Raw genomic sequence first — 19,971 nt, forward strand, 5'->3', positions numbered from 1 at the left:
AAGGCACCAGAGCTTAACTTGTTTAATGAACTATGATTTTCTTTTTCAAAGTGCTATAATAAAACATAGAAAAATCATTAATATCCTTGGGATATAAGGGTATTAATATATTATAAAAACATAAATAGAGGAGCGTTGATAAATGAAAATAGTTGTACTGGAGCCTTTAGGTATATCAGAAGAAGAGATTAGAGCTATAGCAAAACCTATCACAGACAAGGGACATGAACTAATAGTACATAATCAAAGAACAACAGAGATAGAAGAATTAAAAGAAAGAGTTAAGGGAATGGATGTAATAGTCCTAGCTAATATGCCACTAAAAGGCGAGGTTATAGAATCAAATGATAAATTAAAATTGATTTCAGTAGCTTTTACTGGGGTAGACCATGTAGACTTAGAGGTATGCAAAGAAAATCATATAATTGTTTCAAATTCAGCAGGATATAGTACAGCATCAGTGGCTGAGCTTACATATGGTTTGATTATCTCATTATTAAGGAACATAGTTCCACTAGACAATGCTACTAGAAGTGGAAAAATCATGGCTGGATTTAGCCAAACAGATTTACAGGGTAAGATTTTAGGAGTCATAGGAACAGGGGCCATAGGAAGTAGAGTAGCGGAGATAGGATTAGCTTTTGGATGCAAACTAGTGGCTTACAATAGAAGTGAGAATGAAGAACTTAAAAATAAGGGAGTGACATATCTACCCTTAGAAGAACTACTAAAAGAAAGTGATATAGTAACTATACACCTTCCACTTACAAAAGACACAAGAGGACTAATTGACGCTGAAAAACTTAGCTTTATGAAAAAAGATGCACTGCTTATAAATACAGCTAGAGGTCCTATAGTAGACAACAAAGCCTTAGCAGAAGCTTTAAATAATGGAGACCTAGGAGGAGCGGGTATAGATGTATTCGATATGGAGCCACCACTACCATTAGATTATCCATTACTGAAAGCACCAAATACAGTACTAACTCCACATATAGGCTTTGCAACTAAAGAAGCCATGAAAAGAAGAGCACAAATAACATTTGATAACATAATCCAGTGGCTTGACGGAAATCCACAAAATAGAGTTATATAATAAAAATTTTACAACTATATTTATAATATTAACTAGGGCTTAGGCTCTAGTTTTTTTATGTCATAAAATAAAGCTTATCAAAAGTTTACATTAATATCTATATATACCCTAATAAGTTAGGGGGATAAGCATGAGTAAGAGAATAAAGAGTATTTTATTAATAATACTTGTATTATTTTTGGTAGCATGTTCCGAAGATGTAATTAAGCCTGAAACTGACTTAGAGGATTCTTTAGAGGCTACTATGAAAATACTTACTTCAGAGGGGTTTAAAGGTAGGCTTGCAGGTACAGAAGGTAAAGAAAAGGTTGCTTTTTTTATTGAGAATAGATTCAAAAAAATTGGACTAGCCCCTTATACTGGGGAAAGTTACTTTTAGGTGGGAAAATTACTTTAGATAATGAGAATTTAATAAGTAAAGAACTAATAGATAAAATAAAAATAAGCCTAGATAAAAATAGTATAGAATATGTAGATATGTATTATGGATTGAGCGATCATCAAAGCTTTGTTGATAATAATATATGTGGAGTGACTATTGGACAGGAAAATCTTAATGATATACATACTTCTAAAGACACAAATGATGACATGAGAAGTGTATATAAATATTCCAATACCGAAGAAGACATTATCAATCTAATTGAAGAGTTAGATCTGGAGGAAAGCATTGAAAAGATTATTAATGACCTTGGGATATAGGATATAAATATAATCAAAACTACCTATTAAGATGGTAGTTTTGATTATTGAGTTTAATTGTCTTGCCTTGACATTTTCTATTAAGCACCAAATTTCTATATTACATAAGTAGTAAAACTTAAATTGACCTATTTACTACCTTTACTATACAGTTCTATAATCTTCAAAATAACTTCCACAGCTTTTTCCATAGATTCTACAGGGATAAATTCATATTTTCCATGATAGTTGTGCCCACCAGTAAATAGATTTGGACAAGGTAGTCCCATATAAGATAGTCTAGCACCATCAGTACCACCACGGACAGGAGTTATTAAAGGAGTTATTCCTAACTCTTCCATAGCTCTTTTGGCAGTGTCAACTATATGCATTACAGGTTCTATTTTTTCCTTCATATTATAGTACTGGTCTTTTATCTCTAAATGAACAGTGCCTTCGCCGTATTTAGCATTTAAGAAATCTACTACTTTTTGCATGAGACCCTTTTTCTCTTCGAATTTATCCCTAAAATGATCTCTTATAATATAGCTTGCTTTTGTTTCTTCAACATCTCCATTTAAAGATGAAAGAAGGAAAAACCCTTCATAGCCTTCTGTATATTTGGGCTTTTGATTTTCAGGCAGCATAGAATTTAGTTCCATGGCTATCTCCATGGAATTTATCATCTTATTCTTAGCGGAACCAGGATGAACATTTCTACCTTTTATAGTTAGTTTAACACCAGCAGCGTTGAAATTCTCATATTCCAGCTCTCCTAATCTACCGCCATCCACTGTATATGCAAAATCTGCATTGAACTTCTTCACATCAAAGTAGTCCGCTCCTCTTCCCACCTCTTCATCAGGTGTAAAGGCAACCTTTATATCACCATGCTCTATTTGAGGATTATTTACCAGATATTCTATAGCAGTCATTATTTCTGCTATGCCTGCCTTATCATCTGCTCCCAGTAAAGTAGTGCCATCTGTAGTGATTAGAGTTTTTCCTATGTATTCTTTAAGCTCTGGGAAATCCTTTGGAGATAGAACTATATTGTTTTCTTTATTTAGAATAATATCTCCACCATCATAATTTTCAACTATTTTAGGCTTTACATTTTCTCCTGACATATCAGGACTAGTATCCATATGAGCAATAAAACCAATAGTAGGTACTTTTTTATCTGTGTTCGAAGGAAGAGTAGCCATTACATAACAATTTTCATCTACTGAAACATCCTTAAGGCCTAGTTCATTTAATTCCTTAACTAAGAGATTTGCCAGTTCAAATTGTTTTTTTGAGCTAGGAAAATCCTGAGAATCGTATTCTGATTTTGTATCTATGGCTACATAATTTAAAAACCTATCAACTACTTTTTTCATATATGTCACCTCGTCAAATATATTTATATTTACTATTTCATTTTATACTTATTATAATGTATTTAAAAATGAAATAGAAGAACTTGGAACAGAAAAATTATAAATTTATATTATTTTCAAATGTTCAATCTGGAGTTAAATTTAAAATGCAAAAATTTAATAAAAATTTACATATAAATGTTTAGTGTTGTTGACCCTGGGTAATATAGTAATAGATAGTTGATAATAATTATCAAAGAAAAACTACCCCCAAAATGAATAATTCCCCCCTTGACTACAGGGCCACCCCCCCTGTAGTTTTTTTATTCGTTAGGAAAGTGCTACTTTTTCAGCAAAAACAAAAAAATGTATATAGGTGTGAACTCTGTTTTTTTGTCCTGACAGGCTGCTATTAAAAATAAATAAGTATAAAGGAATAGTTTTTGTTTGCTTGGATAATGAAAGGGATATATATAAAACTAAATATGAAGTAGATAAGCTTAAAAGGTATTTGTTTAAAAAGTAGTGTAACTATAATTCAATATGATTGCTGACTTTTTAGAATTATGGATTATATAGTGATATAATACAAAGAATAATTTAAAATTTGATATGGAGGTGAGTGCAACTATATATTAAATAAAAAATTAAATAATTCTCTAAGATGTATAAGCTTTCTTTAGTAGTAAATAGGCAAGTAAAAATAAAGGTAAATTCGGTTAGAAAAGGAATTAAATGGGCAAACATGAAGTGAAATCACCACAATAAATTGATTTTATCGGAAATTGTCGCAGATTGTAATACGAAAAAAGGTGTAGACTGGGCAGAAATGAATAGATTATCTTGTATTTATTGTCAGAAAATGCTATAATTTATACTATATATGGATAAAGATGTTATAATTTATACTATATATGGAATTGAATTGGAAAGATATCTGGTTGAATTTTACCGTTTGTTGTCTATTTTTTATAAGGAAGTGAGATTCTATGTGCAATTGTTATACTGAAGCTATAAAAACTGCTATAGAAAACAAACAAGAAGAATTGAATAAACTTTTAGAAAGCGAAATAGTAGATAAAACAAAAGCTCTAGAGCTAAGTATTGAATTGGACAAGCTAATATATAAGTATTATTCCTATACTATGCGAACAATAAATGCTCTATTATAAAATAGCTAATTTCCTAGAATTATTGCTCTTTGGGTTTATTACTAATCCATAGGGTTCAATACTTATCGCTATTTTTAGAATATTTCACATAGATATATAAAGCATTACAATCATAAGAATAGAAAAAAGCGGTGAATACTCGCCGCTTTATCGTTGCATATTTCTGATAGAAGTATTCAGAAAGTGGGACTAGGTTTAATCATCCCAAGGTAACATCTAACAGCATCATTATAGCAAATCCAATGACTACTCCATAAGTAGCTTGCCTCTCATAACCATTTTTATGAGTTTCAGGAATTATCTCATCGCTGATAACAAATAGCATTGCTCCAGCTGCAAAGGCTAATATTAGAGGCAATAAAGGTGCAGCTATATGAACAAGCGCTAGCCCTATGAAAGCACCTATTGGCTCTACTAAACCTGTTAACAATGCAATTAAAAAAGCCTTTCCTAGAGAATAGTTTTCTCTAACTAAAGCTAATGCAACTGCCATACCTTCAGGCAGGTTTTGGAGGCTTATACCGATAGCCAAAGTAATTCCGTTAGATACATTCCCATCACCAAATCCAACACCTACTGCAAGTCCCTCAGGGAAGTTGTGTATGGCTATGGCAATTATAAATAGCCACATTTTAGCTAAAGACGATTTGTTTCCCTCTTCACGCTTGTCAAGTAAATGAATATGAGGAGAATGCTTATCAGTAAGGTCTAAAAATACTCCTCCAAGAATAATTCCGATTAATACAATACCAGCTCCCTTTAAACCACCTCCGCCAGCTTCTATGGCTGGAATAACTAAAGAAAAAGATGTTGCAGCTAGCATAACTCCTGCAGCAAAGCCTAGCATTGTGTCAAGTGTTTTATTGGATACATCTTTAGCGAAAAAGATAGGAAGAGCACCTAAACCAGTAGAAAGCCCTGCTAAAATGCTAGTTATGATTCCAACAAAAATAACATTTTCTGAATTTAAAATAGCTGTCATAAAATTCCCCTTTCAGATGTAAATTCAATTAAAATATGTAGAATAATCGTCAAAATAAAGGTATAGTTTAACAATTTATTAATACCCTATATTTATCTATTATATCAAAAAGTTCACAATAAATGCTAAATTTGATAATATTGAATTAAAGATTTTACACGAGGTGATATTATGTCTGGTGATTTTTATAAAGTGTTAGTAGTTGATGATGATATAGAAATATGTAATATGATAGAAATGTTTTTGTTAAGAGAAAGATTTCAAGTAGTAAAGGCATATGATGGGGAAGATGCATTAGAAAAATTCATGAAAGAAATGCCAGATATAGTCATACTAGATATTATGCTTCCTAAAATTGATGGGTATGATGTGTGCAGAGAAATAAAGAAAGTAAGTGAAGTACCTATTATAATGCTTACAGCAAAGGGAGAAACCTTTGATAAAGTACTAGGTCTTAGACTTGGCGCCGATGACTATATGGTAAAACCTTTCGAGCCTGAGGAGTTGATTGCAAGGATAAGAGCTGTTCTTAGGAGAGTTAATCCTAAGGAATATAATAGTAGAGACAAAGTCATATTGCCTTCATTAATGGTAGATATGGATGAATTCAGTATAAAAGTAAATGATCAGATCATGAGCCTACCAAAAAAAGAAATGGAACTTATATACTTTTTAGTTTCAAATCCTAACAAATTATTTACCAGAGATCAGCTTATAGAGCAAATATGGGGATATGATTTTGTAGGTGAAACAAGAACTGTTGATGTTCACATAAAAAGATTAAGAGAAAAGCTTAAAGGAGTTGAGGACAAATATGAGATAAAAACAGTGTGGGGAGTGGGCTATAAATTTGAGGTGAAAAAAGGTGTTTAATACAGTATTTAAAAAGCTAGTATCAGTATATTTTATTGTAATATTAGTGATATTTGCTGTATTGGGAGCATCAATGATAAAAATGTTCGAAAATTATTATTTTGAAAAAAGAAGTGAAGTCTTAATTGCCGAGGGACAAAAACTTAATTCAACAGTAATAAAATACCTTAATCGTCAGGTTACTTATGAAAGACTTGAGCTTGAAATGGAATCCATAGAAAGATTTTTAAACACAAAGGTATGGGTCGTAGATAAAATGGGATATGTATATGGAGTATCTAATAGATCTGAGACTAGACTAATAGGGAGACAGCTAACAGAAGATGATATTGTAAGTGTATTGAAGGGAAATATTATTGCTAAAAGGGGAAGCTACGACGAGTATTTTAATAGTCCAGTAATGACAGTAGGAATACCAATATTTATCAATGGCAAAGTAGAAAATGGTATTTTCATGCATTCGCCAATATATGAGGTTAAGGAAACTTTAAAGGAGACATATAAAATAATCATCTATTCAATGCTCATATCAATGACTATAGCATTAGTATTACTCTATTTTATTTCCCAGAGGATTTCAAGGCCTATAAAGGAAATGAATGAAATTACTAAGGTAATAGCTTCAGGAGAATTTGACAAAAGAGTTTCTATAATGTCAAAGGATGAAATAGGACAATTAGCTGTTTCTTTTAACTATATGGCAGGAGAGCTAGATAAGCTAGAAGAAATGAGAAAGGGATTTATAGCAGATGTTTCACATGAACTAAGAACACCACTAACACTTATCAAAGGATACGTGAAGGGGCTTATGGATGTGGAATTATCTGAAGAGACCAGGGAAGAATACTTAGACATAATCTATAGAGAAACAGGTAGACTTACTGAGCTTATAAACAATCTTTTAGATTTGTCAAAAATGGAATCAGGGAAAAATATACTCAATATGGAGAAGTTTGATATTAACGAGTTGATTAGAAGAACTATAGTTAATTATAGCAACAAGCTTGAAGAAAAGGACATCAATATAGAAGCTAGATTTGCACAGGATCCTACACTAGTAATGGCGGATAAGGATAGTATTTCCCAGGTAATATCGAACTTAGTAGATAATGCAATAAAATTCATGAATAATGGCGGAAATTTATTTGTTAAAACTGAAATGAAGGAAGATAAAGTATTTATATCAATTAAGGATACGGGAATAGGAATACCAGAGAATGAGCTTAATAATATTTGGCAAAGATTTTATAAAGGAGATAAATCAAGATCTAGACAAATAAAGGGAACGGGACTAGGACTTTCAATAGTAAAGGAGATCATAAAAAGTCACAATGAGCAAATATGGGTGGAAAGCAAGATTGGAGAAGGAACGGTGTTTTGCTTTACATTGAAACTTTGTGATAACGAGTAGACATGTATTATTTTGAGAATATGCAAATATGCCTAATGAAATTGAGAACTGAGGAGGAGAATTAAGGACTAAAAATGGTTTAATGATTGATTAACTATTGTTAGTATGAATTTACAATCTGTTCATATTTTATTAAAATATTTTGTCTATAATATAGTTAAAGAAGGGTATTTACCTAATACTAATATATACAAATTAGCGAGTAAGGAGGTTTTTTATGGATTACTATAATATGAACAATAATTATAATGACTCTAATGATGGTTACAATAACAGCGATACAAATAGAGGATATAGTACAAATGATAATTATTATACAAGCAATAATATAAGCGAAAACCATAATTCACTCTATAATAATGATTATATTACAGGAAATGGTTTTATCATGTACAACAATGAAGATGAAAATAAAAAATATGAAAAAAAATACAAAAAAAGCAGACTACTAAATATTGTACTTGCTTCATTGCTTATTGGAGTTATTTTAGGAGGAGCATTTACTTATGGAATACTGCAATTTAACGAAATAGATTTCTCAAAACCAGCAGAGGCAACATCTCCTAATAACACTACCAGCACTAATACTCCTAAAAAGCTTTTAAGCACAGATTGGTATACAAACCCTGTAGTAAAAGTGGCGGATGAAGTGCTTCCATCAATAGTCATGATTAAAAACAAAGTAAATATTAGTAGAGGATTTGCAGTTCAACAAGTAGACAGAGGCACAGGTTCAGGAATTATATACAGAAAAGATGGGTATATAATTACAAATCAACACGTAATAGCTGGTGCTACAGAGTTAATAATAACTTTACATGATGGTACAGAATATAAGGGTAAAGTATTAGGTCAAGATACAAAAACTGATTTAGCAGTAGTTAAGATAGAAGCAGATAATCTTCCGGCAGCTAGGTTTGGAGATTCAGATAAATTAATGGTAGGAGAGCTTGCAGTAGCCATAGGTAATCCAGCAGGTGAAGAGTTTTCAGGAACAGTAACAGCAGGTATAATAAGTGCATTAAACCGTTCATTAAATATAGGAGAAAAGAAAATGAAACTAATTCAAACAGATGCAGCAATAAATCCTGGAAATAGTGGGGGAGCATTAGTTAACCAAAACAGTGAGGTAATTGGGATAAATAGTGTGAAACTTGCATCAGCAGAAATTGAAGGAATGGGATTTGCTATTCCAATTAATGATGCATTACCTATAATAAATGAACTAATACAAAATGGATACGTAAAACGACCTTGGATGGGAGTAGGAATATCCACTATAACAGAATCTATATCTCAGCAATATAACCTGCCAATAGGTGTGTATATAGGCCAGGTATACTATAATAGTCCAGCAGAGAAAGTAGGACTTAAGCCAAGTGATGTAATAGTAAAAATAGATGAAGTAAAGGTCGAGACTGTAGAAGACTTATCTAACATTATAGAAGGGTATAAACCTGGAGACACTATTAGACTAACAATATATAGAAATGGAAAATATACAGATGTAGACCTGACACTAGATATAATGCCCCCAACAAACTAAGTTTTCCTACAAATTTTAGTTTGATAATATTTAATTTTAATCTTTAATCATATAGGAAATGCAATAGGAGTATTAAGCCAGATTTTGCAGTGGAGTACTACTATTGCATTTTTTATATCAATTCATTTTTACTCAACACATAAAGAATTAAATATCCAACAACAATAAATATTATAGTAAAAATTATTTCAAAAATTAAACTTCTCATCAAGCTTCACCTCATGAAAATATCCATTATAGAATAGTATTATCAACATAGGAGCAAAATATAGATATTAAATTCTACTAGGAGTTGATAATAGTTGAAAGTGGTTATAGAAGTCATTGTACAGACATTTTTAGCTTTTTTTGCAATACTATATATCACTAGGTTATTGGGCAGACAGCAGGTATCACAATTAACCTTTCATGAATACATAAATGGAATTACCTTTGGTTCAATAGCTGCCACCCTGGCAACAGATGTTGAGCAAAGAACCTGGCAGCATTTTATTGGACTAGTTTTATTTGGAGCACTTACTTTTCTAATGTCTTATATAACTATGAAGAGTAGAACAATAAGCAAGGTCCTAGAAGGAGAGCCAGTCGTAATAATACAAAATGGAAAGATACTTGAAAAAAACTTAAAACGCATCCGTTATCATATGGATGAGCTAAATGAGATTTTAAGAGAAGCTGGTTGCTTTTCTCCCAACGACGTAGAATATGGTCTTTTAGAGGCAAATGGCAAGTTAAGTATCATAAAAAAAGCGGATAAGAGAACCGTTACAGTAGGAGATCTAGGTTTAGTTCCAAGCTCTGAAACAATACCTACGGAGCTAATTATAGGTGGTCAAATCATATATGAAAATTTAAAGAAGATGAAGATAGACGGCAAAACATTAATGAATAATCTGAAAATGTATGGAGCCAGCAAAATAGATGAAGTAATGTATGCCACCCTAGACCACGACGGAAATTGGTATGTAGATAAGTTTGATGATAATCTAGCTGAAAAGCTTGATATGAGTGAAGATAATAAAGGTGTGTAAAATAGATACTTTTCTATACCATATTTTATTAACCACTAAAAGATAAGAAGAATTCATAGTGTGTTAAAATATTTTAGAAAATTTAAAAATTTGACAATTATTTAAAAGAAATTGACAATTGACCTAGGTATTGCGTATATTATATGCAATACCTTATTTTTTCATTACAGTCAGAGCTTTATAGGGCAGTAAGATTAGTCGTAGATACAGGTATTCATTACAAAGGATGGACCAGAGAGGAAGCTATAAAATACTACAATGAAAATACAAGGATTAGTGGAGTAAACGAAGTAGACAGGATGATAGTTTGGCCAGGTCAAGCGTGTGCCTATAAGATAGGTGAGATTGAACTGCTTAGACATAAGGCCATGGCTGAGCTTGGTGATAGCTTTGATATAAAAGAACTTCATGATGTCATTTTAATGGATGGAAATATGCCGTTAAAAATACTAGAGAAACAGGTTGATGAATATATTCTTTATAAGAAATAACCCATATTAATTATTACCTTAAGCAACCTATTGGACTGAATAAGGTAAAATAGGTTGTTTAATATTTTATTAAGCTTAAGTGGTAGTCTAGTCTTAAATTTTATATCAGTATATTATTTGCTTAAAAACAAAGAGGATAAAAAGGCTAGATGATAAAGTAATGACAATAGATACTCAAGACGACATAGATTAATCAAGGGGATATGGAGATAGAGATATATGATAAATAGTAAAAGTAATCAAACAGGGTCAAGTATAGTGGCAATAGCCTTATTATTAATTTTCCAGCAACTCGCCAGTAAAATTGGAAATCTTATTGCTAACTGCTTTAGCTATAAGGTAATAGATGAATATGGTATTTATGCATATATATCTGTACATCATATTGTGCAGATGCTTATAGCATCAGCAGCCACTATAATAATTGCTAAAAAATATAAAATTGATTTTGGTTTTAGTGCAGGAGATAAGAAAATAGGAATGAAGTATGTGTTAGCTTTTACAACTGCTCTACTTATATTTACTATAATCTCATATGGAATTAGATATTTTAATAATCAATTTCTACAATATGACTATCCACTAAATGCGATTAATGTCCTTGGTTCATTAGGCTTTCAACTATTGTTGTCAGGGTCATAAGAAGAAATTTTATTTCGTGCTTTAACTATTGGGATACTCACATTTTGGAGTGGCAGTAATAAGGGGAGAAATTTTACTAAATTGAATATTTCTTATGAGGTTATTGTAGCAGCTGTATTATTCTCAGTTGCACATATTAAGTGGACTATCAATCCATTTTCAATAAGTATGAATTACTTTCAACTGATATACTGCTTTGTTCTAGGGATAGCCTATGGGAAAGCATATCAAGAAAGTAACAGTGTCATATATCCAATAATAATGCATAGTGTTTCAAATGTTATTTTAGTAGGTTTAGGATACATATTTGAATTCATAAGTGCCTAGCAGGATTAGCGATTATTTTGCAATAGTACAATGATTGCGCACATAGTTAAAAAATGACAATAGGGGGAAAAATGAATACTCTTAGTAGAATAATAGATACAGAATTAGAATATTTAAAATGTTTTTCAGATTTTAATGATGAGGGCAACATAATAAGATTTAGCGATGATATCATACCGGATATGTATTCACACAATTTGACTTACTTGAAACAGCCAATCTCAGGAAAAGAATTTTGTGACTTTGTAGAAAAAGAAATTGAAGAAGCTAGGAAAAAGGGGAAAAACTTTCTTAACCTACAATTTGATTTTGAGAATGAAAGTGTAAATGATTACAATAAGCAATCAAATTGGGAAGTAACAATATATGATTATTATCAGTTTCAAATGGAGCAATTAGATAAATTAAATGTTAGGCAAGATTGCACTATTAGAAAATTGAATGATGAACAAGTAGATAAGGCTTTGGAATTTGATATTAGAGTTAATGGAGAAGACCTCGGAAAATCTTTCATTAGGAGAAGATTCGAGAGGAGAAGTAGGGTGTACCTAGCAGAAGGCTTAGTTGATAGTTATTTATGCTATTTTAATGGTGAAATAATTGGTCATTGTGACTTGTTTCTGAATGATGAGGTGGCAAAGATTGAGGATTTTGATGTGGCTCCTGAAATGCAACGAAAGGGATTTGGAACAACTATTTTGAAAGAGATGATCTTAATTGCTAGGGCCCAGGGTGCTGAAGTAGTATATTTAATCACTGATAATGATGATACAGCCAAAGAAATGTATAAAAAATGTGGAATGATCAAAGTTGGTGAGAAAAGGGAGCTAATATTTAACTTTTAATATCAATATCATTATGGAGAAGTTAGAGCATTTAATTTACCTAATTCGGGTTTATCAGTATGGTATCAACTAAGTATTTTCAACATAGAGATGTAGATACTGATTCAATCTATCCAGATATTGAAGTTGAGAATACCTTTGAAGATTATATAAATGGTATAGATCCAGTGATGAAAAAAATACTAGATGAAAATTAATAATCTTAGTACTAACATTAGCTAAGCAATATTTTTAACAAGTCATAAAATCAAATGAATAGTAGAAATATTAAATGTAATTTTACCAAGTAGAAAAGTGAAGAGAGCTATTTCATAGCATAGGAGAGTGAGTATAGTGACAGTAGAGGAAAAAATGAGGTTAGTTTTAAGCTTGGCTGAAGAGGGGATGGAGCAAGGTGAGATACCTATTGCTGCTATTATCTTTCATGGAGATTAGATTGTTGCCAGGGCATATACTACGGAGAAAAAAGATGGACGATATTTGGTACATGCAGAGCTGCAAGCAATATGGGAAATGGATAAACTGAAGTATCCTTATAAGGCTAGAAAGGAAATGCAATTATTTACGAACTTAGAACCCTGTATGATGTGTTTTGGTGCTGCGATACATTCTTTTATAGGTGAAATATATTATTCACTACAATCTCCTACTGATGGTGGAGCAGTTTGGACAGAAAAAACTTGGAGTGATTACCATACAGCATCAATATTTAAACTCCTTAAAGTACATGGTGGGATTCTAAAAGAAGAGAGTAGAGATTTATTTCAAAGGTTTTTAGAAATTAACCCTTTAGGTGGGGCTTCTGATTTGGAAAGAATGTGCAAGAGTTTTAAAAAAGAATGGTGTTTTAATTGCTGGTTTTGGTAATCCACTTCAATTCATTTTTCATCTTGGTGAGCTGGAGAAAGGAAATTTTGTAGTAAAACATAAAATTCCATATTCTGATTTAGAGAATTTAGATGATGAAGCAGTTGCAAGGGTATGCAAGGAAGATGGTTATATATTCGGGCACACATTAACTGACCAGATACAAGGACAAATAGATGCAGGATTTGCTATTGTTGGCTTTTATGAGGATACAGGTGGAACAGCATTGGATAAATTTATCTATACATCAATTGCAACAAGAGCGATTAAACTGTAACTCAGTGATATGAGATTTATTGAAAATGATAAAATCTAATTTATCATTAGGGTACTATAAGGATCTGAGATTTAACTAGACTAGAGAATTCAAGAACATGCAAAATATAAAGAAGCTGGGGTGGTAGAATATGGATGCTATACATATTGTTGAAAGAATCAATGGTCTTTTTAATGTAACGAATAAGGAAATTTATTTTAATGAGTCTGGGCTCACATATCATGCAAATAAAGCAGTTAAAAAGTTAGGGTATTGTGTTAACTTAACCCTTGAAACTATAGAGGAGGCAAGAATTCATGGAGTTGATATGATGATCACTCACCATGATGCGTGGGATGAAATCTATGGATTAAAAGAGGCCTGTGTAGAAAAACTAGCAGAGCATGGTATTAGTCACTACTATAATCACCTGCCCCTTGATGATTGCGACTTTGGAACCAACGATAGCTTATTGAGAAAATTAAATTTTACAGATATTAATAAAACTCATGAGTGGGAAGGCTTATATTTTGGTAGAGTTGCTGAATATGATGAAGAAATTGAGTTTTATGAATTTGTAAAAAAAATTGAAGAGCTGCTTGAAGAACCAGTGAAATATTGGCAATTTAATAAGGAAAAGGTGAAGCGAGTTGGCTTAGTCTGTGGTAATGGAGGTACAACAACTTGTCTTAAGGAGTCAGTAGAAAACAAGTGTGATGTATACATTACAGGTGAAGTTAATTTGTACTTGATTCAATATGCTAAGTTTAAAGGGATAAATCTTATCATTGGAAGTCATACTTTCACTGAAATCTTTGGAATTGAAGGTCTAGCATTGAGGTTGAAAGAGAGTATAAAAGAACTAGAAATAGTGAAACTCAATGAAGAACATTATGAAGCCAATATAGAATCCTATAATCGATAAATGGCATATACATGAGGGTCTTCCGGCTTCAGAGAAGGAGAGAGTTAAATATGTTATATATAATAAAGATGCCCACAGAGATTATGCTCCATGCAAGGTCTAGTAAAGACGATTGCCTGTATGGAGTAAATAAAATCGTCTAAATACATAGACTTTGCATTCACCAAAGTATCTAATAACTAGTGAAGGAGCAAAGTCAAAATGGAAAAAATTAATAAGAAAATCATAAATGATTTAAGATATTTTTTGGTTTTACTAGGAAGCCAATCAATTTCTCAGCTTGGTAGTTCGATGACAAGCTTTGCATTGATTATTTGGGCATATCAAAAAAATGGAACTGTAATGTCAATATCTTTGCTTTCAGTATGTACTTATTTACCATATATATTGGTAAGTGTTTTTGCTGGTATATTTATTGACAAATGGAACAAAAAAGCTGTAATGCTTATTTCTGATGCTATTGCAGCCATATGTACTTTATGTGTATTAATACTAAAATACTCAAGTCTGTTGCAATTGTGGCATTTATATATCATTAACAGCCTATTAGGATTGATGAACGCTTTTCAATCACCAGCCTCTAATGTAGCTGTTACACTAATTGTACCAAAGGATCAGTACAGCAGAGCCAGTGGTTTACAGTCTTTATCTGATTCTATTCTTAGAATTTTTACACCTATTTTTGCAACAACAATTATTTCTTTGAAAGGTCTGCAAGCTGTATTAGCTATTAGGATATCTATTAGGAGGTATATTATCAGACAAAGTATTTGAACCACTGATGTTGAAATCGGCTTTTATGCAACAAACCATTGGAAAGATAGTTGGTATAGGAAGAGGTTCAGGAATGGCATTTTTATTTATAATTGTAGGAATGACAGGTATTCTATTGAGTATGATATTTAAACACAATCCAAAAATAAACAAATTAGACAGATAAATTCTTGTTTAATCAAGTGTCTTTCCAGTATATCTTCAGAAGAAGCAGACAAACTGCAAGGCTTCTTAGTATTTGATGGAAGGAGATTATTATGAGTAATACAGAAAAAACAGAGCTTATGATATTGGGAACTATTCATGGAATGCATAAGGACAACAAGTATTATAGTTATGATGATGTATTTTCAATTATAGATAGTTTTAGGCCAGATGTTATAGGAGTTGAGATAAGAGAGGAAGATATTTTGCAGCCTAGAGAATATCTTGAAAAGTATTATCCTTATGAAATGATAGAGGCAAAGTTTAGGTATGGAGATAGTTGTAAAATCTATGGCTTTGATTGGCTAGGGGAAAGTATAGAAGGTAATCTAATACCTGAAAAATACTTTGAAGCACTTGATATCAAAATATTAGAAAAGGAATTTTATTCAACAAAGGAATACAAAAGAGAAAAAAATATGATTGATGTAATTGATAAAATTAGAGTGCCTTTGATTATAAACCATACTGCTGAAGAATGTAATAACGGAAAGTACGACACAGCAGTTGATATACTATATAATTTATGTTTAAAGACACACCTTACGAGAAGCTTAGCAATTTCTACAGAGAAAGAGATGCTCATTTAAGTAATAATATGATAAATATTATTAACAGGAATAAAGGGAGTAGAATAATGTTTTTGACAGGAATTGACCATAGAGTTTTTGCAATTAAAGCTATAACTAGCTATTTTAATGATGAAGTTATAATCCGAGAAATCAATAAGAATATAATGACTAAGGACATATAGCATCATATATAATACAGCTGATAATAAGGAAATTTTATAGAAAAGAGAATTCTGTGTCTAAAAAATTTCCATTTCACTATATCTTGAATGAGCTATATATAGATTATTATATTGAGATGGTGTTATTTATGGATGAAAACAAAGGAGCTCTAAAAGAAATATAAGATTTTAATAGATAATAAGGGAGGATTATTAAATGAGAAAGTTTATAATGATTATCTTTACAATGTTTATAGTATTTGGAGTTACAGCATGTAAAGATACGAGCCTACAAAAAGAAAAGGATGATCTTATAAATGATATTGAGACTTCTATTGAAGCAGAAGAATCAAATAATGAATCAAACTATGATAAGATAAGTGCATATATGGAAGAAGAATGTCGAAAAGCTTTTTCTCCATACTACGAGTTGTTAGAGTTTCATATATCAGACTATAAAGAAGAAATTGTGAATGGAAATGTTGAAGCTACTTTTTTATATACATTAATACATAAGAACTTTGATAAAGATCCAGATACAGTGGGATATATTAAAGAAGCAAAGGAAAGTGGCCATGAAAACTATCAACAAATGTATGATGAATATTTACAACCAAAAGAAATGAATTTTCATCTAAAGGTTGCTATTGCTGAAAATGGTTCAATAACTTTGTATTCTAATATTTCACCTAAAGGAGTTGAATGGGAAGAAACGAAGATGACTGATTTTATTTTAAAATAGGAGAGGCTAGCAATAGTTGTTACAGTACAGTATTTTATTTTGATAGGTCAAAGAAGTTCTATGTAAATAATTTGGACAATAGGGGTGAAAAATGATTAACTATACAATTGAGAAGGGTACAAGAGAAGAATTAAATTATATTGATGATGAAATAATAAAATATAACTCAGAGAAAGTACCATTTTTACAAGAACCATCTTTTATCTCAATTAATAGAGTAATGAAAGATGATGAGGGAAATATAATTGCAGGTATAATTGGCTTATTATATTGTTGGAAGTGTCTATATATAGATATACTATGGGTTAAAGAAGAGTATAGAAAAGAAGGATATGGATCAATACTTTTGAAAGAAGTTGAAAATGTAGCGAAAGAGCAGGGCTGCTATTTAGTCCATTTGGACACATTTGACTTCCAAGCAAAAGATTTCTATATTAAGCAGGGATATGAGATCTTTGGTGAACTTAGCGATTGCCCCATAAATCATACAAGGTATTTCATGAAAAAAAACTTGTAACTGTTAGGGCTGCAAAACTTATACAGCAAATTGGTGCAGAAAATATCCTTGACATAATATTAAAATAAAAATATAATATATTAAATAATACAATATAAAATGTAAAGCAATGATAGGACGAGTAAATTAGTAAACGGTCTAAAGAGAGGGGAAGCCGTGGCTGAAAGCGACCCTAGATTAGTCTAATTGAAAACTACCCTTGAGTTGTATCTGAAACCAGTTTACTGGGTAAGGATTTCCGTTGATTACGTTACAATCACTTGAGTGGAATCTTTAAGCTTTTTAAAGATTCTAATTAGGGTGGTACCGTGGGAACATAGCTCTCGCCCCTAGATAACAATTCTAGGAGCGGGAGTTTTTTATATTTAATTGCAAAAAGTATTTCGTATCATTCTGAATGAAGTGAAGAATATCTCGTTTTGCAAAAGTAGCTAAACAATTGCTATTCTATCATTAAACTGCCGCCAAGCTATTGCTAAAGCAGGACCTTTCTCTAACGTTCGGAGTGATATAAGAAAAAGATTAAAGGAGGTTATAAAATGTCAAAAATAAATATTACATTGCCAGATGGCTCAGTTAGACAATACGATAGTGGAATAAAAGTCATAGATATAGCAAAAGACATAAGTGAAGGATTAGCAAGGGTGGTTTTAGGAGCAAAAGCAAATGGAAGCTTACTTGGACTAAATGATGAAATTTACGAAGATGCAGATGTACAGCTACTGAAGTTCGAAGACGAAGGTGGACGTGAAATATTTTGGCACACAAGTGCTCATATGTTAGCTCAGGCTGTAAAAAGACATTTTCCAGACGCAAAGCTAGCCATAGGTCCTGCAATTAAAGATGGATTCTATTATGATATAGATGTGGAACACAGGTTTACGCCGGAGGATTTAGAAATATTAGAAAAAGAAATGGCTAAAATAGCTAAGGAAGATTTGGAGCTTAAAAAGTATGTGCTTCCGAGAGATCAAGCCCTAGATTTTGTAAAGAAATTTGGAGAAACTTATAAAGTAGAGCTTATAGAAGACCTGCCAGAAGATTCAGAGATTTCATTTTACCAACAAGGTGAATTCATAGACTTATGTAGAGGACCCCATCTGCCAAGTACTAAAAAGGTAAAGGCTGTTAAGCTAACAAGCATAGCAGGAGCTTACTGGAGAGGCGATGAAAAGAGACCTATGCTTCAGAGAATATATGGAACATCTTACGAGAAGCAAAAAGACCTAGATGCATATCTAGAATTCCTTGAAGAAGCAAAGAAAAGAGACCACAGAAGGCTAGGTAAGGAACTAGATTTATTTAGTATGCATGGAGAGGGACCAGGATTTCCATTCTTCCATCCAAAGGGAATGGTATTGTGGAATACTATACAGGACTTTTGGAAAAAAGAGCATGTTAAAAGAGGCTATGGAGAAATTAAAACTCCACTTGTGTTAAATGAGCAATTATGGCATCAATCAGGACACTGGGACCATTACAAAGAAAACATGTATTTTACAACAATTGACGAAGGACAATATGCCATTAAGCCTATGAACTGCCCAGGCTCAATGCTAGTATATAAATCTAAAATGTTTAGCTACAGAGACTTGCCACTTAGATGGGCTGAATTAGGTCAAGTACATCGCCATGAGCTAGCTGGAGCATTACATGGGCTTATGAGAGTTAGAACATTTGTTCAAGATGATGCTCACCTGTTTATGCTACCAGAGCAGGTAAAGGAAGAGCTAATCAATGTAATAGATTTAGCTGACTATATGTATCAAGTATTTGGATTTAAATATCATGTAGAACTTTCTACAAGACCAGAAAATTCTATGGGTACTGAAGAACAGTGGGAAAGAGCTACAAATAACCTAAGAGAAGCACTAGAAGAAAAAGGTATAGACTATATAATCAATGAAGGTGATGGAGCATTCTATGGTCCTAAGATAGACTTCCATCTGGAAGACAGTTTAGGACGTACTTGGCAATGTGCAACTATCCAATTAGACTTCCAGATGCCAGAAAGATTTGATTTAACATATATAGGTCAAGACAACGAAAAGCATAGACCAGTCATGATTCATAGAACTATATTAGGAAGTATGGAAAGATTTATTGGAGTGTTGATAGAGCATTATGCAGGAAAATTCCCTGTATGGCTATCACCAGTACAAGTAGATATATTACCAATATCAGATAAATACAATGAATACGCATATGGTATTCAAAAGAGACTTCAAGAAAAAGGTGTAAGGGTAGAAGTAGATGCTAGAGCAGAGAAAATAGGATTTAAAATAAGAGAAGCACAACTTGCTAAAACTCCTTATATGCTAATAGTAGGAGAAAAAGAAGCAGAAAATGACCTAGTATCTGTTAGAGTAAGAGACCAAGGAGATATTGGTCAAATGGCAGTGGAAGAATTTAATGAGAAAATAGTGAAAGAAATAGAAGAAAAGGTAAAATAACAAAATATATAAGTAAAAGCGACCGAAAGGTCGCTTTTTATG

25 protein-coding genes and 1 other annotated feature are annotated in these 19,971 nt (G+C 32.0%); of the genes, 23 read left to right on the top strand and 2 right to left on the bottom strand.

Translation table 11 applies throughout. From position 1 onward, the window contains the following. The first annotated feature begins 142 nt into the window (after positions 1-142). The 3 genes from DW1_RS03415 to DW1_RS03425 all read left to right on the top strand — a co-directional run bounded on the left by DW1_RS03415 (position 143) and on the right by DW1_RS03425 (position 1,798). Positions 143-1,096 carry an NAD(P)-dependent oxidoreductase gene (locus DW1_RS03415; RefSeq protein WP_074349233.1) on the top strand — a complete coding sequence of 318 codons (954 nt, stop codon included), beginning with the start codon at positions 143-145 and terminating at the stop codon, positions 1,094-1,096. A gap of 130 nt (positions 1,097-1,226) precedes the next feature. Beyond that, positions 1,227-1,475 (top strand): hypothetical protein, encoded by a 249-nt coding sequence (locus tag DW1_RS03420; protein WP_074349234.1) that lies wholly within the window; start codon positions 1,227-1,229, stop codon positions 1,473-1,475. A gap of 98 nt (positions 1,476-1,573) precedes the next feature. Beyond that, positions 1,574-1,798 (top strand): hypothetical protein, encoded by a 225-nt coding sequence (locus DW1_RS03425; RefSeq protein WP_074349235.1) that lies wholly within the window; start codon positions 1,574-1,576, stop codon positions 1,796-1,798. Positions 1,799-1,926: 128 nt separating this feature from the next. Here DW1_RS03425 and pepT read toward each other — a convergent pair whose 3' ends face one another. Further along, positions 1,927-3,159 (bottom strand): peptidase T, encoded by a 1,233-nt coding sequence (pepT, locus tag DW1_RS03430; protein WP_074349236.1) that lies wholly within the window; start codon positions 3,157-3,159, stop codon positions 1,927-1,929. A 968-nt stretch (positions 3,160-4,127) separates the two neighbouring features. On the opposite strand from pepT, the gene DW1_RS03435 reads away from it, so the two are divergent. Further along, a complete protein-coding gene (locus DW1_RS03435; RefSeq protein WP_074349237.1) occupies positions 4,128-4,310 on the top strand; it encodes an aspartyl-phosphate phosphatase Spo0E family protein in 183 nt (60 codons plus the stop codon). A gap of 199 nt (positions 4,311-4,509) precedes the next feature. Here DW1_RS03435 and DW1_RS03440 read toward each other — a convergent pair whose 3' ends face one another. Further along, positions 4,510-5,292, bottom strand: a complete 783-nt coding sequence (locus DW1_RS03440) for a ZIP family metal transporter (protein WP_143474348.1) — start codon at positions 5,290-5,292, stop codon at positions 4,510-4,512. A 171-nt stretch (positions 5,293-5,463) separates the two neighbouring features. On the opposite strand from DW1_RS03440, the gene DW1_RS03445 reads away from it, so the two are divergent. The 19 genes from DW1_RS03445 to thrS all read left to right on the top strand — a co-directional run bounded on the left by DW1_RS03445 (position 5,464) and on the right by thrS (position 19,929). Then, entirely contained in the window at positions 5,464-6,165 is a 702-nt protein-coding gene (locus DW1_RS03445) for a response regulator transcription factor (RefSeq protein ID WP_074349238.1), read from the top strand. After that, positions 6,158-7,576 (top strand): sensor histidine kinase, encoded by a 1,419-nt coding sequence (locus DW1_RS03450; protein ID WP_074349239.1) that lies wholly within the window; start codon positions 6,158-6,160, stop codon positions 7,574-7,576. The genes DW1_RS03445 and DW1_RS03450 overlap by 8 nt, the downstream gene beginning before the upstream one ends. 217 nt (positions 7,577-7,793) lie before the next feature. Then, on the top strand, positions 7,794-9,122 hold the full coding sequence (locus DW1_RS03455; RefSeq protein WP_074349240.1) for a S1C family serine protease: 1,329 nt from the start codon (positions 7,794-7,796) through the stop codon (positions 9,120-9,122). 308 nt (positions 9,123-9,430) lie between these two features. Beyond that, positions 9,431-10,153: a YetF domain-containing protein gene (locus DW1_RS03460; protein ID WP_242942432.1), complete on the top strand. Its 723-nt coding sequence runs from the start codon at positions 9,431-9,433 to the stop codon at positions 10,151-10,153. A gap of 143 nt (positions 10,154-10,296) precedes the next feature. Continuing rightward, positions 10,297-10,644, top strand: a complete 348-nt coding sequence (locus DW1_RS03465; RefSeq protein WP_074349242.1) for a DUF885 family protein — start codon at positions 10,297-10,299, stop codon at positions 10,642-10,644. Between the two features lie 219 nt (positions 10,645-10,863). Further along, complete coding sequence (locus tag DW1_RS03470; RefSeq protein ID WP_074349243.1) at positions 10,864-11,286, top strand: hypothetical protein; 423 nt, start codon at positions 10,864-10,866, stop codon at positions 11,284-11,286. Between the two features lie 6 nt (positions 11,287-11,292). Next, positions 11,293-11,613, top strand: a complete 321-nt coding sequence (locus DW1_RS03475; RefSeq protein ID WP_083605511.1) for a CPBP family intramembrane glutamic endopeptidase — start codon at positions 11,293-11,295, stop codon at positions 11,611-11,613. A 71-nt stretch (positions 11,614-11,684) separates the two neighbouring features. Next, positions 11,685-12,458, top strand: coding sequence for a GNAT family N-acetyltransferase (locus DW1_RS03480; RefSeq protein WP_074349245.1), 774 nt, complete (start codon positions 11,685-11,687; stop codon positions 12,456-12,458). A 59-nt stretch (positions 12,459-12,517) separates the two neighbouring features. Continuing rightward, a complete protein-coding gene (locus DW1_RS15420) occupies positions 12,518-12,655 on the top strand; it encodes a hypothetical protein (protein ID WP_159433538.1) in 138 nt (45 codons plus the stop codon). A 238-nt stretch (positions 12,656-12,893) separates the two neighbouring features. Then, complete coding sequence (locus DW1_RS03485; RefSeq protein WP_278335719.1) at positions 12,894-13,325, top strand: tRNA-specific adenosine deaminase; 432 nt, start codon at positions 12,894-12,896, stop codon at positions 13,323-13,325. After that, entirely contained in the window at positions 13,252-13,602 is a 351-nt protein-coding gene (locus DW1_RS03490; RefSeq protein WP_074349247.1) for a hypothetical protein, read from the top strand. The genes DW1_RS03485 and DW1_RS03490 overlap by 74 nt, the downstream gene beginning before the upstream one ends. Before the next feature lie 130 nt (positions 13,603-13,732). Then, complete coding sequence (locus DW1_RS03495; RefSeq protein WP_074349248.1) at positions 13,733-14,506, top strand: Nif3-like dinuclear metal center hexameric protein; 774 nt, start codon at positions 13,733-13,735, stop codon at positions 14,504-14,506. A gap of 201 nt (positions 14,507-14,707) precedes the next feature. Continuing rightward, on the top strand, positions 14,708-15,280 hold the full coding sequence (locus DW1_RS03500) for an MFS transporter (protein WP_074349249.1): 573 nt from the start codon (positions 14,708-14,710) through the stop codon (positions 15,278-15,280). Between the two features lie 25 nt (positions 15,281-15,305). Next, positions 15,306-15,446: a hypothetical protein gene (locus tag DW1_RS15425; protein WP_159433539.1), complete on the top strand. Its 141-nt coding sequence runs from the start codon at positions 15,306-15,308 to the stop codon at positions 15,444-15,446. Positions 15,447-15,537: 91 nt separating this feature from the next. Then, entirely contained in the window at positions 15,538-16,074 is a 537-nt protein-coding gene (locus tag DW1_RS03505; RefSeq protein WP_074349250.1) for a hypothetical protein, read from the top strand. Between the two features lie 8 nt (positions 16,075-16,082). Next, the gene (locus DW1_RS15430; protein ID WP_159433540.1) at positions 16,083-16,238 is read left to right on the top strand and encodes a hypothetical protein; all 156 of its coding nucleotides are present in this window, start codon (positions 16,083-16,085) and stop codon (positions 16,236-16,238) included. 196 nt (positions 16,239-16,434) lie between these two features. Further along, positions 16,435-16,959, top strand: a complete 525-nt coding sequence (locus tag DW1_RS03510; RefSeq protein WP_074349251.1) for a hypothetical protein — start codon at positions 16,435-16,437, stop codon at positions 16,957-16,959. 91 nt (positions 16,960-17,050) lie between these two features. Continuing rightward, positions 17,051-17,476 carry a GNAT family N-acetyltransferase gene (locus DW1_RS03515; protein WP_074349252.1) on the top strand — a complete coding sequence of 142 codons (426 nt, stop codon included), beginning with the start codon at positions 17,051-17,053 and terminating at the stop codon, positions 17,474-17,476. Positions 17,477-17,576: 100 nt separating this feature from the next. After that, positions 17,577-17,810, top strand: a binding site (T-box leader). 205 nt (positions 17,811-18,015) lie between these two features. Next, positions 18,016-19,929 (top strand): threonine--tRNA ligase, encoded by a 1,914-nt coding sequence (gene thrS, locus DW1_RS03520; protein WP_074349253.1) that lies wholly within the window; start codon positions 18,016-18,018, stop codon positions 19,927-19,929. The last annotated feature ends 42 nt before the right edge of the window (positions 19,930-19,971 follow it).

The organism is Proteiniborus sp. DW1 (assembly GCF_900095305.1).
GTDB lineage: Bacteria > Bacillota > Clostridia > Tissierellales > Proteiniboraceae > Proteiniborus.

Coding starts and splice junctions, on each gene's coding strand:
- DW1_RS03415 (WP_074349233.1), top strand. CDS start 143: ATGAAAATAGTTGTACTGGAGCCTTTAGGTATATCAGAAGAAGAGATT.
- DW1_RS03420 (WP_074349234.1), top strand. CDS start 1,227: ATGAGTAAGAGAATAAAGAGTATTTTATTAATAATACTTGTATTATTT.
- DW1_RS03425 (WP_074349235.1), top strand. CDS start 1,574: ATGTATTATGGATTGAGCGATCATCAAAGCTTTGTTGATAATAATATA.
- pepT (WP_074349236.1), bottom strand. CDS start 3,159: ATGAAAAAAGTAGTTGATAGGTTTTTAAATTATGTAGCCATAGATACA.
- DW1_RS03435 (WP_074349237.1), top strand. CDS start 4,128: ATGTGCAATTGTTATACTGAAGCTATAAAAACTGCTATAGAAAACAAA.
- DW1_RS03440 (WP_143474348.1), bottom strand. CDS start 5,292: ATGACAGCTATTTTAAATTCAGAAAATGTTATTTTTGTTGGAATCATA.
- DW1_RS03445 (WP_074349238.1), top strand. CDS start 5,464: ATGTCTGGTGATTTTTATAAAGTGTTAGTAGTTGATGATGATATAGAA.
- DW1_RS03455 (WP_074349240.1), top strand. CDS start 7,794: ATGGATTACTATAATATGAACAATAATTATAATGACTCTAATGATGGT.
- DW1_RS03465 (WP_074349242.1), top strand. CDS start 10,297: ATGCAATACCTTATTTTTTCATTACAGTCAGAGCTTTATAGGGCAGTA.
- DW1_RS03470 (WP_074349243.1), top strand. CDS start 10,864: ATGATAAATAGTAAAAGTAATCAAACAGGGTCAAGTATAGTGGCAATA.
- DW1_RS03480 (WP_074349245.1), top strand. CDS start 11,685: ATGAATACTCTTAGTAGAATAATAGATACAGAATTAGAATATTTAAAA.
- DW1_RS15420 (WP_159433538.1), top strand. CDS start 12,518: ATGGTATCAACTAAGTATTTTCAACATAGAGATGTAGATACTGATTCA.
- DW1_RS03495 (WP_074349248.1), top strand. CDS start 13,733: ATGGATGCTATACATATTGTTGAAAGAATCAATGGTCTTTTTAATGTA.
- DW1_RS03500 (WP_074349249.1), top strand. CDS start 14,708: ATGGAAAAAATTAATAAGAAAATCATAAATGATTTAAGATATTTTTTG.
- DW1_RS15425 (WP_159433539.1), top strand. CDS start 15,306: ATGCAACAAACCATTGGAAAGATAGTTGGTATAGGAAGAGGTTCAGGA.
- DW1_RS03505 (WP_074349250.1), top strand. CDS start 15,538: ATGAGTAATACAGAAAAAACAGAGCTTATGATATTGGGAACTATTCAT.
- DW1_RS15430 (WP_159433540.1), top strand. CDS start 16,083: ATGATAAATATTATTAACAGGAATAAAGGGAGTAGAATAATGTTTTTG.
- DW1_RS03510 (WP_074349251.1), top strand. CDS start 16,435: ATGAGAAAGTTTATAATGATTATCTTTACAATGTTTATAGTATTTGGA.
- DW1_RS03515 (WP_074349252.1), top strand. CDS start 17,051: ATGATTAACTATACAATTGAGAAGGGTACAAGAGAAGAATTAAATTAT.
- thrS (WP_074349253.1), top strand. CDS start 18,016: ATGTCAAAAATAAATATTACATTGCCAGATGGCTCAGTTAGACAATAC.